Annotated in this window: 12 protein-coding genes; 8 read left to right on the top strand and 4 right to left on the bottom strand. The window is 52.8% G+C overall.

Annotation, left to right across the window (positions count from 1 at the left end; translation table 11 throughout):
• Window positions 1-14: 14 nt before the first annotated feature.
• Together H144_RS0111010 and H144_RS0111005 are read right to left on the bottom strand one after the other, a co-directional pair.
• Window positions 15-548 carry a CvpA family protein gene (locus H144_RS0111010; protein ID WP_019942115.1) on the bottom strand — a complete coding sequence of 178 codons (534 nt, stop codon included), beginning with the start codon at window positions 546-548 and terminating at the stop codon, window positions 15-17.
• Window positions 545-994, bottom strand: a complete 450-nt coding sequence (locus tag H144_RS0111005) for a GatB/YqeY domain-containing protein (protein WP_019942114.1) — start codon at window positions 992-994, stop codon at window positions 545-547. Before H144_RS0111005 ends, H144_RS0111010 begins: the two co-directional genes overlap by 4 nt.
• 360 nt (window positions 995-1,354) lie before the next feature.
• On the opposite strand from H144_RS0111005, the gene H144_RS0111000 reads away from it, so the two are divergent.
• Window positions 1,355-2,074, top strand: a complete 720-nt coding sequence (locus H144_RS0111000; RefSeq protein ID WP_019942113.1) for a pyridoxine 5'-phosphate synthase — start codon at window positions 1,355-1,357, stop codon at window positions 2,072-2,074.
• Here the strand turns inward: H144_RS0111000 and H144_RS0110995 are convergent.
• A complete protein-coding gene (locus tag H144_RS0110995) occupies window positions 2,071-3,519 on the bottom strand; it encodes a Gfo/Idh/MocA family protein (protein WP_019942112.1) in 1,449 nt (482 codons plus the stop codon). The genes H144_RS0111000 and H144_RS0110995 overlap by 4 nt on opposite strands.
• 64 nt (window positions 3,520-3,583) lie before the next feature.
• Window positions 3,584-3,886, bottom strand: coding sequence for an SCP2 sterol-binding domain-containing protein (locus H144_RS0110990; RefSeq protein ID WP_019942111.1), 303 nt, complete (start codon window positions 3,884-3,886; stop codon window positions 3,584-3,586).
• Between the two features lie 155 nt (window positions 3,887-4,041).
• Between H144_RS0110990 and H144_RS0110985 the strand changes: the two genes are divergently transcribed.
• From H144_RS0110985 to H144_RS0110955, 7 genes are all read left to right on the top strand, one after another.
• Window positions 4,042-4,524: a hypothetical protein gene (locus H144_RS0110985; protein ID WP_229207882.1), complete on the top strand. Its 483-nt coding sequence runs from the start codon at window positions 4,042-4,044 to the stop codon at window positions 4,522-4,524.
• A gap of 138 nt (window positions 4,525-4,662) precedes the next feature.
• Entirely contained in the window at window positions 4,663-6,780 is a 2,118-nt protein-coding gene (locus H144_RS0110980) for a peptidylprolyl isomerase (RefSeq protein ID WP_019942109.1), read from the top strand.
• Window positions 6,781-6,958: 178 nt separating this feature from the next.
• Window positions 6,959-8,287 carry a xylose isomerase gene (gene xylA, locus H144_RS0110975; RefSeq protein ID WP_026350601.1) on the top strand — a complete coding sequence of 443 codons (1,329 nt, stop codon included), beginning with the start codon at window positions 6,959-6,961 and terminating at the stop codon, window positions 8,285-8,287.
• Between the two features lie 57 nt (window positions 8,288-8,344).
• A complete protein-coding gene (locus H144_RS0110970) occupies window positions 8,345-10,078 on the top strand; it encodes a tetratricopeptide repeat protein (RefSeq protein WP_019942107.1) in 1,734 nt (577 codons plus the stop codon).
• A gap of 284 nt (window positions 10,079-10,362) precedes the next feature.
• Window positions 10,363-13,119: a TonB-dependent receptor gene (locus H144_RS0110965; protein ID WP_019942106.1), complete on the top strand. Its 2,757-nt coding sequence runs from the start codon at window positions 10,363-10,365 to the stop codon at window positions 13,117-13,119.
• Window positions 13,120-13,143: 24 nt separating this feature from the next.
• On the top strand, window positions 13,144-14,421 hold the full coding sequence (locus H144_RS0110960; RefSeq protein ID WP_019942105.1) for a hypothetical protein: 1,278 nt from the start codon (window positions 13,144-13,146) through the stop codon (window positions 14,419-14,421).
• 84 nt (window positions 14,422-14,505) lie between these two features.
• Window positions 14,506-15,573 (top strand): phytase, encoded by a 1,068-nt coding sequence (locus H144_RS0110955; RefSeq protein ID WP_019942104.1) that lies wholly within the window; start codon window positions 14,506-14,508, stop codon window positions 15,571-15,573.
• Window positions 15,574-16,074 lie beyond the last annotated feature (501 nt).

Raw genomic sequence — 16,074 nt, 5'->3', positions numbered from 1 at the left:
GAAAATTCGAAAGTTCAATCTTCGAGGTAATCGCGTTTCCATTCGCGGATAATGTCGGTGCCTTTGGGCATGAGCGACAGTCCTTTGGTGATCACCGTAGGCGCTACGGGCACCACGAGCGGGTAGAGATAAGTGTCTTCGGTGCGGTGTGCGGGTATTTTCACGCCGATCGCATCGACCAGCCAGAAGAACACGCTGATCCCGAAAACCCAGGTAAAAACGCCCACCATCGCGCCGGCAAAACTGTCGAAAGTACCGAGTATGGAGTACCGCAGCGACCGCCGGATGGTGTAGCCGAATTGGTTCAACAAAAAAATAGTAGGAAAGAAGATCGCCGAAAAACCTACATAAGGCAGGATTTTCCGTGCGACGCCCTCGCTGAAATACGGCGTGAGGACCTCCATCCCCAACCCCAGAAATTTGAAACCCAAAACCATGGCTACCACCATGCCCAGAATCCCGATGATCTCGATCAGCAGGCCTTTGCGGTAACCATGTAATGCGCCCCAAAGCAAGGGAAGGAGGATGAGCACATCCAGTAATTTCATGCGAGCAATGCCTTCACCAATGTGGAAACAACCCTTCCTTCGGCCTGGCCGGCCAGTTCTTTGGTAGCGACGCCCATGACCTTGCCCATATCCGAAGGCCCGGATGCGCCCACGCGGGCGATGATTTCCTGCAATTTGGCTTTTACTTCGTCTTCGGTCAGCTGCTTAGGCAAAAACTGCTCAATCACGGCCAGTTCCGCTTCTTCTTTTTCGAGCAAGTCGGCGCGGCCTTGTGTTTTATAAATATCGGCAGACTCGCGGCGCTGCTTGGCGGCTTTGGTCAGAAGCTTCAACTCGTCCTCGGATGAAAGTTCTCCGCTCGCGCCGCCTTTGGTTTCTTCCAGCAAAATCAATGACTTGATCGCGCGCAATGCACGCAATGTATCCTGGTCCTTAGCACGCATCGCGTCCTTGATGCCGGATTCTACTTGGGTTTTTAGGGACATGTTACTTTAATGTTGAATGATTGAATCGATCAATTTTGAATGACTGAATGAGCGAATTGCATTGATTTTGGTCAAAAATTAGCTTCAAAAGTGTTTTTAAGTACTCAAATGCTAAATTTGTAACAGACCGGCAAAGTTAGTGATTCACTTGAAAAGTCATCTCAAAGAATCAAAACTCACGCTTCGCTCCGGCGACCGGGTCACACAACTATGCCTAATTGACAATACCCGACATTTACTTACAATGCCTGACTAACACCTGACTTTACTACTTACGCACACATTCACCGTTCCACGGCGGCACATTCACCGTTCCACGGCGGCACATTCACTCATTCACTCATTCAACATTAAAGTACCATGACCCGTCTAAGCGTAAACATCAACAAGATCGCCACCCTTCGCAACTCTCGTGGCGGTGACAATCCCAATGTATTGAAAGTTGCGCTTGACTGCGAGCGATTTGGCGCGCAGGGCATTACCGTCCACCCGCGCCCCGACGAGCGGCATATCCGCTACCAGGATGTGTACGACCTGCGCGAGCTCGTCACCACCGAGTTCAATATCGAGGGCAACCCGTCGGAAAAGAAATTTGTGGAACTGGTGCTCGCCAACAAACCCGACCAGGTGACGCTGGTACCCGATGCGCTCGGCGCCATTACTTCCAACGCAGGCTGGGATACCATCACCCACCGGAGTATCCTGACCGACCTTGTCGGCACATTCAAATCGGCCGGGATACGGGTTTCGGTATTCGTCGATCCCGATGAAGACATGGTGGAAGGCGCCAAAATCTGCGGCGCCGACCGTGTGGAGCTTTACACAGAGCCATTTGCGGCGGGCTATTTCGAGAACCGCCAGAAAGCGGTACTGCCGTTTGTCAAAGCCGCCGAAAAAGCGCGCGAAGTAGGCCTCGGACTCAATGCGGGCCACGACCTCAGCCTGGATAACCTGCATTTTTTGAAACAAAGCATCCCCTGGCTCGATGAAGTTTCCATTGGCCACGCATTGATCTGCGATGCATTATATATAGGACTGGAAAATACGATCCAGATGTATTTACGGGAGTTGGAGCTTTAAAAACTCCGGTACTCCCTTTTCACAAACTGGTTCGCTACATCGAAGTTGGTGATTTTCATATTCGCCCCATCCCACATCAGCCGCTGGCGCCCGGGGAAGGTAAAGCCCTTCCCGTCCGCCTTCGCCTCGCGGTGCAAGTACGAGCGCACGGCCAGGTTGCCCATGAGCACAATTTCCGTCAAGGGCCCGGACTGGTCGAAGGAGGAACTCGTATAAGCACCATGCCCCTTTTTACAAGCCTGTACAAACTGCTGCTGATGTCCTTCCCAGCTGCCCTGCACCAATGCGCGCGGCTTCGTGGCGACGCGGACGTTCTCGAATTTCTTCTCAGGCCATAGCCGCGGGTTCTCGCCGAACATGTGCGCGCTGATAATGCCTTTTGTTCCAATGAACATAATTCCGCCGTCCACACTGCCGAAAATACCCTGGTAATCGCAGCTGTCGGGGAGTTGCGGGCGCATGCCGCCGTCGTACCAGTTCAGGTTGACCTCTTTGCCTGGTGTTTTCGAAGGGAATTTTAAATGGATATTGGCCGAAGGCGGTGCCACGTCGTCGAAAAAAGCTTGTTGGAAAAAATCGGCGTACACCGAGCCGACGCTGCATTCCACCGAGGTGGGATAGCCCAGTTTCAATGCACGGAAAGGCACGTCGAGGAAGTGGCAGCCCATATCGCCCAATGCGCCCGTACCGAAATCCCAGTAACCGCGCCAGCGGAACGGCATATAAGCTTCGTGGTAGTCACGTTTCGGGGCGGTACCGAGCCACAGGTCCCAGTCGACGCCCGCCGGTACGGGCTGGGATTCGCCCCTGTCTTTCGGCGATTGCACGCCCTGCGGCCACACGGGCCTGTCGGTCCACACCTCGATCGTATGCACATCCCCGATCACGCCCGATTGAACGAGCGCTTCCGTATTGCGCGTCCCGTCGCTGCTGCTGCCCTGGTTGCCCATTTGGGTTACTACCTTGTATTTTTTGGCGGCTTCGGTCAGTTTCCGCGCCTCCCAGATGTCTTTGGTCAATGGTTTTTCCACATACACGTGCTTGCCGAGTTCCATAGCCGCGATCGCGATCGGGTAATGCATATGGTCGGGCGTGGTCACGAGCACGGCATCGAAGGTTTTGGCCTCCTTCTCGAACATTTTACGGAAGTCCTTATAATAAGGTGCCTTGGAGAATTGCTTGCGGTACTTTTCGGACTGGCGGTCATCGACGTCGCACAGCGCCACGATGTTTTCTGTACCATTATTGTAGGCCTGCCGGATATTCACATCCGCCTTGCCGCCGCAGCCGACGGCGGCGATGTTGAGCTTGTCGCTTGGCGGAATGAACCCGCGGCCGAGTACATGGCGCGGGACGATCATCAGCGTACCGGCAGCCAATGCGCCGGCTTTCATAAAATCCCTTCTGTTAGTGGTGTTTCCGGATGCCTTTTCGTGGTTGTCCATGCCTGTGTGATCGTTTGTTGAAAAACTGATGTATCACAAAAAAGGCATCCGGCACCAAAGCCTACTATCGGCGTCCGAAGGTTTCTGCGATCTTCATCGCCACGCCCATATCGCCATCTATTTTCAGTTTACCGGTCATCAGCGCCATCATCGCGTTCAGGTCCCCGTCGATGAGTTTCAATGCATTTTTCACTGATACTTCAAACGTGCAGTCCGCTTCCGCGTCGGTGTTGGAAACGCTGTTCGGTACCGATTTGCCATCCACGAACAGCACCCCCTCGTCGGTCACAAATTTGGCTGTGGCATCCAGTCCGCTATCGGTTCCCAGAATGTTTTGAATACGATCAGTCAGAATTTGAAGGCTCATAAGTACCGTTTGTTAGAAAGTTTGAGTTTTGATTGGATTAAAAAACGACAAATGTATACCCGTCGGAAGAATATTCAAATGCCTTTGGTGTTTTCACCGAAAACGGCAAATTTTACATCCATCATCAGAAAACCTGCTGATCCTTTACTAACTGAATGAGTGCTGCTGTGAACCGCCCCACGTTCCTTACGATTTTGTGTTTTCTTACCTTCATGAGCTCGGTTTCGGGGCTTTGGACCCAGTCCGAAAGACTTTGGAACCCGGGCATTACCGCCGACAAAACGCGCGAAACGTTCGAAGCCGTCCGCGAAAACCTCGACCGCCAGCAGCAAACCGCCGAAGCCAAAACGATGGACAGGATGTTTGAAGCGGTGATCGGGCAGACGACCGCCGAAAATATCAAGACAGGCGCCATTATCATGCTCATTTTCGAATCGCTCTCGCTGTACGCGGCGTACCTGATGTGGAATCTTCAAAAACGGGGATTTTACCTCTATCTGGGCGGATTAGCCGTCGCATTTGCGGCGCCTTTACTGATGATCGGCGGCTGGATGGGCGTCATCACCGCGATGGCCGGTGTGTTTTTCAGCATATTCATGGCGATCTGCTACGCTTTCAATCTGAAACACATGTATTAAAGCCCTGAAACCTACCTCTTGTACATTCCGGCGCGCCGCGCAACGTCCGGATGTTACCAATAATTGTAAATAGGGATGTAAGGTCTTGCATTCCATGAAGAAAACTTTTTATTTTGCGCACTAATTTGAATCGAGAAAATGGCTTTAATTAACAAGATCAGAGAAAAATCCGGGGTAGCCGTCACGGTTATCGCTATCAGTTTAATTCTTTTTATGGTTGGAGGCGATTTGCTGGGCCCTAATTCCCTTCTGGGCGGCAACAACAACCAGACAGTGGGAGAGATTGCCGGGAAAGAAATTAATATCAAAGATTTTCAAAGCCGGGTTGACGGTTTCCGTCAGAACTACGAGGCGCAATCGGGCCGCAGCCTGAACGAAGGCGAGCTGGCTTCTTTGAGAGACCAGGCCTGGAACCAGTTCGTGGTGGACATTGCCTACAAAAAGCAATACGACAAGCTGGGACTCGAAGTAACCGACGAGGAACTGTACGATATGGTACAGGGTAACCACATCAGCCCATCGATTCTGCAAGCATTTTCAGACCCGACCACCGGCCGTTTCGACAAGAACGCGGTGATCAACTACCTGAAAAACCTCAAAACCCTTCCATTGGAACAACAAAAATCATGGGAGAATTTTGAGAAAAGCCTTCGTGAAGAACGTACCCGTGCGAAATATGAGAACATGCTTCGCCTCTCGACGTACACACCGAAAGCACAGGCTGAAAAAGAGTACGTAGCGCAAAACACCAAAGCCAACCTGCGTTACCTGTACGTACCTTATTTCTCGGTTGTAGACACTACCATTAAAGTAACCGACGCACAGCTCGAAGAATACCTGAGCGCGCACAAAAAAGAATATAAGGGAACCGACACCCGCTCGATCGAGTACGTGACATTCCCCGTACAGCCAGCGAAAGACGACAGCGCGGCATTGTACACCGAAATCAAAGAACTCGCACGCGGCCTTGCCACCGCACAAAGCGACTCGGCTTTCGCAGCGATGAACAGCGATATTCCATTGCCGATCAACCAGTCGTACGCTACCATGAGCGACCAGTTGAAAGAAGCGGTGAAAACATTCGTTCCGGGCGGTGTATATGGCCCTTACCGCGAAGGCAACACTTATTACATCTACAAATACGGCGGTACACGTTCGGACACCGTATCGTCGGCGAAAGCGAGCCACATCCTGATCCGTGCGGAAAACCAGTCGGACTCGGCGAAAGCGGCGGCACGTACCAAAGCGGAAGGCATTCTGGCGCAGATCAAGGCAGGTGCTAACTTCGAAGCATTGGCAGCCACTTCCAGCGCAGATCCCGGTTCTGCGCAACGCGGTGGCGACCTGGGCTACTTCCAGAACAACGGCGCCATGGTGAAGCCATTCGAAGAAGCGGTATTCTCCGCAACGGCTCCGGGCCTGATCCCACGTTTGGTAGAAAGCCAGTTCGGTTTCCACATTATCAAGGTAACCGCTCCGAAATCCAACACCTTGTACCGCATTGCGACCATCGGCAAGACCATCGCACCTAGCCAGGCTACACGCGACGAAGCATACAGAAAAGCCGACGAGTTTGCCAACACGGTGAAAAGCCGCGAGCAATTCGAAGAAGCCGTTAAGAAAAACAAAGGACTGGTACTCGCCAATGCGAACCGCATTCCTGAATCAGCTACCAATATCAACGCCATCCAGAATGCACGCGAAATCGTAAGATGGGCATTCAAGGACGATACCAAAACTTCAAACGTTTCCCCTGTTTTCGAAACGGAAGAACAATATGTAGTGGCGGTACTGACCGGCAAATCGGATGCTAAAGACGTGAAAGTGGACGACTTCCGCGACGAGCTGACGACCAAAGTGCGTAACCAGATCAAAGCGGAACAGATTTCTGCCAAGCTGAAAGGCGCTACCGGCAGCCTCGACGACATCGCGAAGAAATACGGTGCAGGTGCATTGGTGGAATATGCCAACGAAATCTCCCTCGCAACGGGCTTCCTTACCAGCGCAGGTTTCGATCCTATCGCTCTGGGTAAAGCATTCGGCCTGAAAGCCGGTCAGAAATCAGGCGTGTTCACGGGCGAAAACGGTGTGTTCATCATGGAAGTGATCAACAAAACCGAGGCACCTAAGATCGCAGACTTCACCCAGTACAAAACGCAGCTTACCCAATCACTGGAAAGCCGTATGTCTTACCTGGTGAACGAAGCCATTCGTGAAAACGCGAAGATCGAAGACCACCGCGCGAAATTCTTCTGATCAAATACCGTTAAAATCTCGGCAAAAGAGGAGCAGAAATTAAATCTGCTCCTCTTTTTATTTGTACTGCAAAATTTTCCGAAAAAAGTGATAGTATTGCAGTATAAAATGTCAATCCTACACTTATTATCAAAAGTGACATTCTTGGTTGGCCTTCAAAACGATTAACAACATTACAATGAGCATTCTACTCGGAGAACAGGAGTATTTCAAGGGCATCGGCAAAATCGCTTACGAAGGGCCCGAAACCGACAACCCACTGGCTTACCGCTGGTATGATGAAAACCGCGTCATCGCTGGCAAAACGATGAAAGAGCATCTGCGTTTCGCAGTGGCTTACTGGCATACCTTCTGCGGGGCGGGCCTCGATCCGTTCGGCGGACCGACGCTTTTTTATCCCTGGGACCAAAAGGCGGATGCCGTTGACCGTGCCAAAGACAAGGCCGACGCCGCATTCGAATTCATTACAAAGCTGGGGCTCCCCTACTACTGCTTCCACGATGTGGACGTGGTGGACTACGCCGACGACGTTCGTACCAACGAAAAGCGCCTGCAAGCATTGACTGCCTACCTGGGCGAAAAGCAAAAGGCTTCCGGCGTGAAACTCCTTTGGGGAACTGCCAACCTGTTCGGTCACCACCGCTATATGAACGGCGCTTCTACCAACCCCGATTTCGACGTGGTAGCACACGCCGGTGCGCAGATCAAAATGGCACTGGACGCTACGATTGCATTGGGTGGTGAAAACTACGTGTTCTGGGGCGGGCGCGAAGGCTATATGAGCCTGCTCAACACCGACATGAAACGCGAGCAGGAGCACTTTGCACAAATCCTGAAAATCTCCGTGGCATATGCCCGCGCAAATGGTTTCAAAGGTAAATTCTTCATCGAACCAAAACCTTGCGAGCCTACCAAGCACCAGTACGACTATGACGCGGCGACCGTGATCGGCTTCCTCCGCCAGCACGACCTGCTCGGCGATTTCAGCCTGAACCTCGAAGTGAACCACGCCACATTGGCCGGCCACACTTTCGAACATGAATTGCAGGTAGCAGCCGACGCCGGCATCCTCGGCTCGATCGACGCTAACCGTGGTGACTACCAGAATGGCTGGGATACCGACCAGTTCCCGAACGACGTAGCAGAATGGACCCGCGCATTGCTCGTGATCCTGAATGCAGGCGGATTGCAGGGCGGCGGTATCAACTTCGATGCGAAACGCCGTCGTAACTCGACCGACGTCGACGACGTTTTCCACGCGCACATCGGCGGTATCGACACCGTAGCACGTGCATTGGTGATCGCCGACAAGATCATCCAGAACGGCGAGTACGACAAAATCCGCAAGAACCGCTACGCGAGCTTCGACAGCGGCAAAGGCGCCGATTACGAAAAAGGTGCATTGAAACTGGAAGACCTGTTCGACCACGCAGCCACCAAAGGCGAGCCCGCAACGATCTCCGGCAAGCAGGAATACCTCGAAAACCTGATCAACCGTTTCCTCTGAGACGCATTTCGGATATTACCTGAATATTAAATTTGCGAAAGCCATTGATGTATTTCAATGGCTTTTCGCATTCATGCAGGCGAGTACGCCGTACCTTGCGTGAAAATTAACCCAGCGCTTTTTGCCATGCATACCGGCCGCGCCCCCCGATATTCTACCCCTCCCGCATTAACGAGCATTGTCCTGATCATGATCTGGATAGCTTCGGCCATGCACTCATTTGCCCAGAACAGGCTGCAATCCGATACGGAACGCGAAATCCCGGCCAGCCCACAGAACCCGGATTCGCTTCTATTACAACTAAAAGGACACTACAATGCCGCGGTGGCACAGAACAATGAGCAGCAGGCTGCGGGCTATTTGCAGCAGATTGGGCAGTTGTTGTTCATTTCGGGGCATTACCCGCAGTCACTGGATTACCTTTTACAGGCCGAAAAAATTTTCCGCAACCGAAACCGGCAGCATTTACTCGCCGCAAACCTGGATATGCTCGGTGAACTCTATTACCGCACCCGCCGCCCGCAGCTGGCCCGGAAACAGTACGACGAGGCATTGGCCATTTACCAAAACCTGAAACAGGAATCGGGTAAGGCCGAAATTTACGGTCGGATCGGGCACCTGTACGAAAAGCGGGAAATGTACGACAGCGCATTCTACTTCCAGCGCAAAGCCCTCCAATCCTACCAGCTCGACCGCCATACCGACGGCGCCGCGAAGATTTACGAAAACATCGGCAGCATTTACGAGGACCTGGAACAATACGATTCGGCCTATTATTATTTCAACAGGGCCTACGCGCTTAATACGCAGACGCGCAATGTCCGCGCGCAGGTGGAGGTCGTGAACAACCTCGGCGACGTGCTCCGCAAAACCGGCCGGTTCCGCGAGGGGTTATCTTACAGTATTCAAAGTTTAAACCTGGCCCAAACCAACGGCGAGCGGTATCAGGTTTCGAGTGCCTACAATGATATTGCCAAAGCATACAACCTGCTCGCCCGCAACGACAGCGCGTTCCACTATCTCACGTTGAGCCGCACCCTGCTCAACGACATCTACTCCGAAGAGAGCAACAAGCAGCTCGCATTGCTGCAAACGCTGTATGAAATCGAGAAAAAGGACAATGAAATACAACAGCTGACGCAGGCGCGCCGCATTGACACGCTCATATCCATTGCCACGGGCGTGGTGATAATATTAGTTATTCTCGTGGCGGCATTGATTATTAGCCGGCAGCGACTCAAAATCCGGAACGAACAGAAACTCCGCGCGCAGCACAAGCAGGTGTACGAAACGCGCAACCAGTTGATGGAGGTTGAATTGAAGAACAAAAAGCTCGAAGAAGAGCACCTCAAACAACAACTCGAAACCAAAACACAGGAACTGAGCAGCTACACCCTGCACGTAATCCGTAAAAACCAGCTGCTGGAAGACCTTCGCACCCGCCTCGATGAAATGATCAAAGACGACAAGCGCGACCAGCGAAAGCAGATCAGGGCATTGTCCGGGCAGATCAGCGAGGGCTTGCAGGACGACCAGCATTGGGAGGAATTCCGGGGTATATTCGAGCAGGTACACCAGTCGTTTTTCGACCGGCTGCAACAGCAAACCGGCCCGCTTACCGCCAACGACCTCCGCCTCATCGCGCTCATTAAAATGAACCTTACATCCGCCGACATTGCCACGCTCCTGGGCATTTCGCAGGACAGCCTGCGCGTAATCCGCCACCGCCTGCGCAAGAAACTGAACCTCGCCGCGGGCGACAATCTTTCCGCCTACATCCAGTCGATCTAGCTGGTTAACAATTTCTTAACCGTGCCGTAACGCAAACATAATGCCATTAACCGAGGATTTAAATCCCTGGCTAACAAAACGTTACAGCCAAATCGCAACGTCTGTTGCCTTCATGTAACGGCCCGAAACGGCCAGTTGCCCTTTTGTTAACGGGGCCGATTTGGATCACTCGATCGCTTCTGCACACCTTCGCATCGCCAACCGGGAAGGGGCGGGCTGACCGCTGACGGCCGACCGCTGACAGCTGACAGCCGAATCCGGTACTTACCCAGAATTTAAATGTGATGATCCGACGTTTTTTACATACCCTCCTCCTGTTCATCACGGTCACCGGCCTGCATGCGGGGACGCTCAAAGGCAAGCTGCTCGAAGCGGCCACCGGCGAACCTGCATTAGGTGTTGTGATCTCGATCGAAGGGACCAACCTGCACGACATTTCCGGGCTCGACGGCTCGTTCAGCATTCCTAACCTGCAAAAAGGCGCCTACCGACTCACCGTCCGCCACATTTCCTATGCGCCGGTTCAGAGGGAGTTTGCCATTGCGGGGAATGAAGTAATTCAAATGGATCTCGCTTTGGAAGCAGCGGCCGGCCTGAAACTCGAAGAGGTGGCCGTCACCGGCAAGCGCGACGGCGCCAGCGATAACACCGCCCGTCTCATGGAGCGCAATGCGAGCCAGGTCATGAATATCGTATCGGGCAAAACGATCCAGATTTCGCCCGACCTCACCGTCGCGAACGTGATCCAGCGCATTTCAGGCATTTCCATCGAGCGTAACAGCAACGGCGACGGCCAGTATGCCATCCTGCGGGGGATGGATAAGCGGTATAATTACACATTGGTGAACGGCGTAAAAATCCCGAGCCCGGACAACAAGTACCGCTACGTGCCGCTGGATATTTTCCCATCCGACCTGCTCGATCGCCTCGAAGTGTACAAGGCATTGACGCCCGCCATGGAAGGCGACGCCATCGGTGGGGCCGTGAATATGGTGATGAAAGACGCGCCGGAACGGTTTACATTTTCTGCCAATGTCTCAACGGGCTATAACGAGCTCTTCATGGACCGGAAGTTTATGGGTTACGATTTTGGAAAAATCCAGTCGAAATCGCCCTATGAACGTAACGGGAACCAGTATAATGCCGCGCCGGCCGATTTCTCGACGGCGCCGGTTAACTATCAATACAAAACACCAACCCCTAACCTGCTCGGGAGCATCGCCGTAGGCAACCGCTTCCTGCACGACAAGCTGGGCATCCTCCTCGCCGGAAGCTACCAGAACACCCACCGCGGCAGCAACAGCCTATTTTTCGACTCCGAGGCCGTGGATACCTTACGAGGGGAAGCGCTCACCAAAATGAGCGAACGGCAGTATTCCGAACAGCAGATCCGCTACGGCCTGCATGCCAAAATGGATTTCCGCATCAATGACAAACATAAGATCCAGTTTTACAATGCATTCATGAACCTGACGAACGTGCAGGTGCGCGACGTCAAATCCACGCAGCTAACCATCGGCGGTTACGACCCCGGGGCGGGTAACGCGACGCTCGGCTTCACTACCCGCTCGCGGTTAACCAAACAGCAGATTTTCAACAGCACATTACAAGGCAAGCACCAGCTGCTCGATGCACTCGCATTGCAATGGTCGGCCGTGTATTCCAAAGCCACAAACGAGGTTCCCGACAATGTGACCGTGCCGCTCATCGGTGTACGCCAGAATTTCCAGGAAAGGAAAACGACTGTCGGCGATGCCTCACGCCGCTGGGAGCACAACTCCGACCGCGACCTTTCGGCCTATCTGAATTTGAGCTACAACATGACCGTGGGTGCTGCGCAGCTAGCATGGACCGCCGGCGGGCTGTTCCGCGACAAAGCGCGTTCGAATTTTTACAACAATTACCAGCTCCGCCCGGCCGACCCGTTTGCCGAATACGGAAAGGATTTCACCGATTACACCCAGATCCGCTGGACGATCCAGAACCCGCGCGGCTCGGTAGCCAGCGCATTGAACTACGATGCCACCGAACGCATTGCCGCCGGTTTTGTCCAGTTTAAAGCCGAAACCAATACCCTCGAAATCCTCGGCGGCGTGCGTGCGGAAAATACAGACCAGGGCTACTCGATGCTTTTCCCGATCGGCGAGGACCGGCCAAAAGGCAGCCAGCAATACACCGACATGCTGCCCAGCCTGCATTTCAAGTATAAGCCCGAAGCGCACATCAACCTCCGCGCCTCCTATTTCCGCTCGATCAACCGCCCCGGTTTTTTTGAAATAGTCCCCTACCGCATTGTGAATGAAGAGTATCAGGAGCGCGGTAACCCCGACCTGAAACGCGCCATCGCCGACAATATCGATTTGCGCTACGAGCTTTTCCCGCGTGCTTCCGAACAGTTTATGGCAGGTATTTTTTATAAAATGATCAAAAACCCGATCGAATACACCCTCCAACGCGACGCGATCCGTGGCCAGGACATTTACTACTCGCCGGGCAATTTCGGAAATGCGAAGAACTACGGCCTGGAAATCGATTACATCAAATATGTGAAGCAGTTCGGCATTAAGGCCAACTACACGTATACGCATTCGCGCATTACCACGCCCAAGTCGCGGCGCATACGCAACGAGAGCGGTGATCTGGAAACAGTCAATGTGCAGCAGTCGCGGCCGCTTTACGGACAATCCGCCCACGTAGCGAACCTTTCGGTACTTTATAAAAACCAGCAAAACGGCATCGATGCGCAGCTGGCGGGCGGCTACACCGGCGACCGGATCAACACCGTATCCCAGTTCCTCGACAACGACCTGTGGCAAAAGGGCTTCGTTCAAATGGACGCATCCATTGAAAAGACCTTCCGCAATGGCCTGGGCATTTTCCTGAAAGCCAATAACCTCCTGGACACGCCCATGGAAGTGTACATGAAAAATACCCATGCAGGCAATGCCAACATCCCAAACCAGGATTTGAAAGGCAAGACGCTCATCCGCCGCGACCGCTACCAGCGCTCCTACCTGCTCGGCTTACGATACAAGTTTTAATCAGTCATCAAAATTTTAAATCTCATGAACCAATCCAAAATGAAACAGCTATTCATGCTATCGGCCCTGGCCGCATTCCTCATCACCGGTTGCAGCGACGACAAAGACGAACCGACGCCCGTGAACCCGACGCCCACCGAGCAATCGGTAACCGGCGAAGTATCCGGCACCTGGACCAAAGGCAATACTTACAAAGTAACCGGCCACATTCAGATACCGGAAGGCAAATCACTGACCATCGAGGAAGGTGTAACGGTACTTTTCAGCGACTCGGTGATCAAGCCCGAGGTTGTGGTGAAAGGTAATCTGTACAGCCTCGGTACTGCCGCCGCGCCGGTGAAATTCACGGTGCCCGATGCATGGAAAACGGCTAACAACCAGTTTGGCAACCTCTGGGGAGGGCTCATTGCCGGTCCTAATGCAGCGGAATTCGTATTGAGCAACACCATTCTCGAATACGGCGGCGCGGTAACGACGGAAGAGTCGCCTTCGGTAAAGGCAGGCTTGTACAAAGCTGCCGCCGGTGAGCACGTGCCGGTGATTTATTATCCCAATGTGAATGGCAAGCTGATCGTGATGAACAGCATTATCCGCAATTTCAACGAGGACGGTTTCTACATCGAAGGCGGCAAAGTGATCATCGCCAACAATACCTTCAATACCACGGGCGTCTCGGGCGGCGATGCGATCAACATCAAGTCGGGTGTACAGGCGGATGTGGCATTCAACATCGTGTACAGCCCTAATACCAATGCATTGAAGCTTTCCAACTCGGGCGACCGCACGCCGCAGGCCTACATTGTGGGCTACAACAACACGATCATCAATGCCGGTTGGAGAAGGCCTACAACGAAAGGCGGTTCGATCTGGCTGGAAAAAGGCGTCCGTGCGGATCTCTATAACAACCTGCTTGCCAACGACCGCTTCGGTATCAAAAAGGAGAATGTGGATAAATCGGTGGACGACCGCTCGGCGATCAGCAACACCTTGTATTACGGTGCTACCGAAGAAGGCGTGAAGCAATTCCAGCCGTCGGTGGAAATCCTGAAAGGCGCCAACGACCTGATTTCCGCCAAAGTAGGTGATAACGATCCGAAATTCGTCAACTACCCATTGACAACCGATAACAAAAACGCTTCTTTCAATACAGCCTGGGACTTCCATTTGCAAGCCGGATCACCCGCATTGGGCAAGGGCAAAACTACTTTCACACGCCTGTACGCGGAAGGCATCGTCGTGAACGGCGTCACCTACAAATCCCCCGCCCCCGCCGACTACATCGGTGCATTGGGCACGAAGTAATATCATCATCCGCTCCCGGTTCGCATTCGCAGCCGGGAGCTTTTTATTCCAACACCAGTGAAATCATCCATTCTACCGGCCCTGATGGGCCTGGCGGGGGCATTTGTGGCCTGCCAGGTCAACCACAATGCGCCGATCCATTCCGCCCGGGCCGACACCGTCCAGGCCATTGTTCAGCCCGTTTTCATCACCGACACCGTCGCCCACGATACCGACGATCCGGCGATCTGGGTCAACCCGGCCGACCCGGCACAAAGCCTGATTATCGGCACCGACAAAGATCAGGAAGGCGGCTTGTACGTATTCGACCTGCAAGGCAAGTTACTGAAAGACAAAACAGTAAAGGGCTTGAAACGCCCCGACAATGTCGATATCGAGTACGGCCTGAACCTCGGCGGAAGGCCCACCGACATTGCCGTGACCACCGAGCGCTTTACCCATAAGCTCCGCATTTACAGCCTGCCCGACATGAGGCCCATCGATCATGGCGGTATTGAAGTGTTTGTAGGTGAAACGGGTGAAAATGTGCGGGATTTGATGGGCATTGCCCTCTACAAGAACAAATCAGGCAAAATTTACGCCATAGTAGGCCGAAAATCAGGCCCTACCGACGGCACGTACCTGTGGCAATATGCTTTGGAAGACGATGGGAAAGGCCAGGTAAAAGCCTCCCTCGTGCGCAAATTCGGAAAATACAGCGGTTTGAAAGAGATCGAAGCCATCGCCGTGGACGACCAGCTGGGTTATGTGTATTACTCCGATGAAGGAACAGGCGTCCGCAAATATTACGCCGATCCGGAGAAAGGCAACGACGAACTGGCGCTTTTCGGCACGACGGGTTTTACCGAAGACCACGAAGGTATTTCCATCTACCAGCTTACCGACAGCACGGGTTATATCCTCGTCTCGGACCAGGGCGCCAACAGCTTCCAGGTTTTCCCCCGCGAGGGTGAAGGCAAGAATCCCCACAATCACCCGCTGCTCCGGAAAGTGACCGTGAAAGCGAGCCATAGCGACGGTTCCGACGTCGTTTCCGTTCCCCTCAATGCGCAATTCCGTAGCGGACTGTTCGTCGCGATGAGCGATGATAAGACCTTCCATCTCTACCGCTGGGAGGATATTGCCGGAAATCACTTAAAATCAATTAAGTAACCGTTTCTGAGAAATAGTTTCGCTATAAACTATTTCTCAGATTCTTTCGTAATTTTTACAATAATTTTGATCGAACTGTAATATCGAATCAATGTTATTTCCTATTTTTAAGTCAACCTTCTATAACTAACCTAAAATTCTAACTCTATGTACCTCACTGTACTCTTTCCAACCTAGGGACCTCTGCGTTCGACCACCTTCACAGGTCCCTTTCCATGATTCAAACCGATAGTTTTACAAACTGAACCTGCGGTTTGGTCAGCTCTTCTTTAATAACCCGCTTTCCATACGTTAAGAAGTACGTTTATCCGTGACCGTCAGTTTTCCTGCCGGGTGATTGGCTGTGTCCGGGGATTTCCCTTCATTCTTCAACGTTATTCCATTCTTCCAACTTAGCCACGTCGCCATACGGGCGCACAGGCGTGTTTTTACTCAACGATTAACCAGGCCGCATCAGGTTCTGCCGGTATTACAGCGGTGTGCGCAACCGCAGGTATGACC

Source organism: Dyadobacter beijingensis DSM 21582 (assembly GCF_000382205.1).
GTDB classification, from domain to species: Bacteria; Bacteroidota; Bacteroidia; order Cytophagales; family Spirosomataceae; genus Dyadobacter; species Dyadobacter beijingensis.
Note: the sequence above shows the minus strand (reverse complement) of the source record. Positions and strands in the feature narration are given on the sequence as shown.

Coding starts and splice junctions, on each gene's coding strand:
- H144_RS0111010 (WP_019942115.1), bottom strand. CDS start 548: ATGAAATTACTGGATGTGCTCATCCTCCTTCCCTTGCTTTGGGGCGCA.
- H144_RS0111005 (WP_019942114.1), bottom strand. CDS start 994: ATGTCCCTAAAAACCCAAGTAGAATCCGGCATCAAGGACGCGATGCGT.
- H144_RS0111000 (WP_019942113.1), top strand. CDS start 1,355: ATGACCCGTCTAAGCGTAAACATCAACAAGATCGCCACCCTTCGCAAC.
- H144_RS0110995 (WP_019942112.1), bottom strand. CDS start 3,519: ATGGACAACCACGAAAAGGCATCCGGAAACACCACTAACAGAAGGGAT.
- H144_RS0110990 (WP_019942111.1), bottom strand. CDS start 3,886: ATGAGCCTTCAAATTCTGACTGATCGTATTCAAAACATTCTGGGAACC.
- H144_RS0110985 (WP_229207882.1), top strand. CDS start 4,042: ATGAGTGCTGCTGTGAACCGCCCCACGTTCCTTACGATTTTGTGTTTT.
- H144_RS0110980 (WP_019942109.1), top strand. CDS start 4,663: ATGGCTTTAATTAACAAGATCAGAGAAAAATCCGGGGTAGCCGTCACG.
- xylA (WP_026350601.1), top strand. CDS start 6,959: ATGAGCATTCTACTCGGAGAACAGGAGTATTTCAAGGGCATCGGCAAA.
- H144_RS0110970 (WP_019942107.1), top strand. CDS start 8,345: ATGGCTTTTCGCATTCATGCAGGCGAGTACGCCGTACCTTGCGTGAAA.
- H144_RS0110965 (WP_019942106.1), top strand. CDS start 10,363: ATGATCCGACGTTTTTTACATACCCTCCTCCTGTTCATCACGGTCACC.
- H144_RS0110960 (WP_019942105.1), top strand. CDS start 13,144: ATGAACCAATCCAAAATGAAACAGCTATTCATGCTATCGGCCCTGGCC.
- H144_RS0110955 (WP_019942104.1), top strand. CDS start 14,506: ATGGGCCTGGCGGGGGCATTTGTGGCCTGCCAGGTCAACCACAATGCG.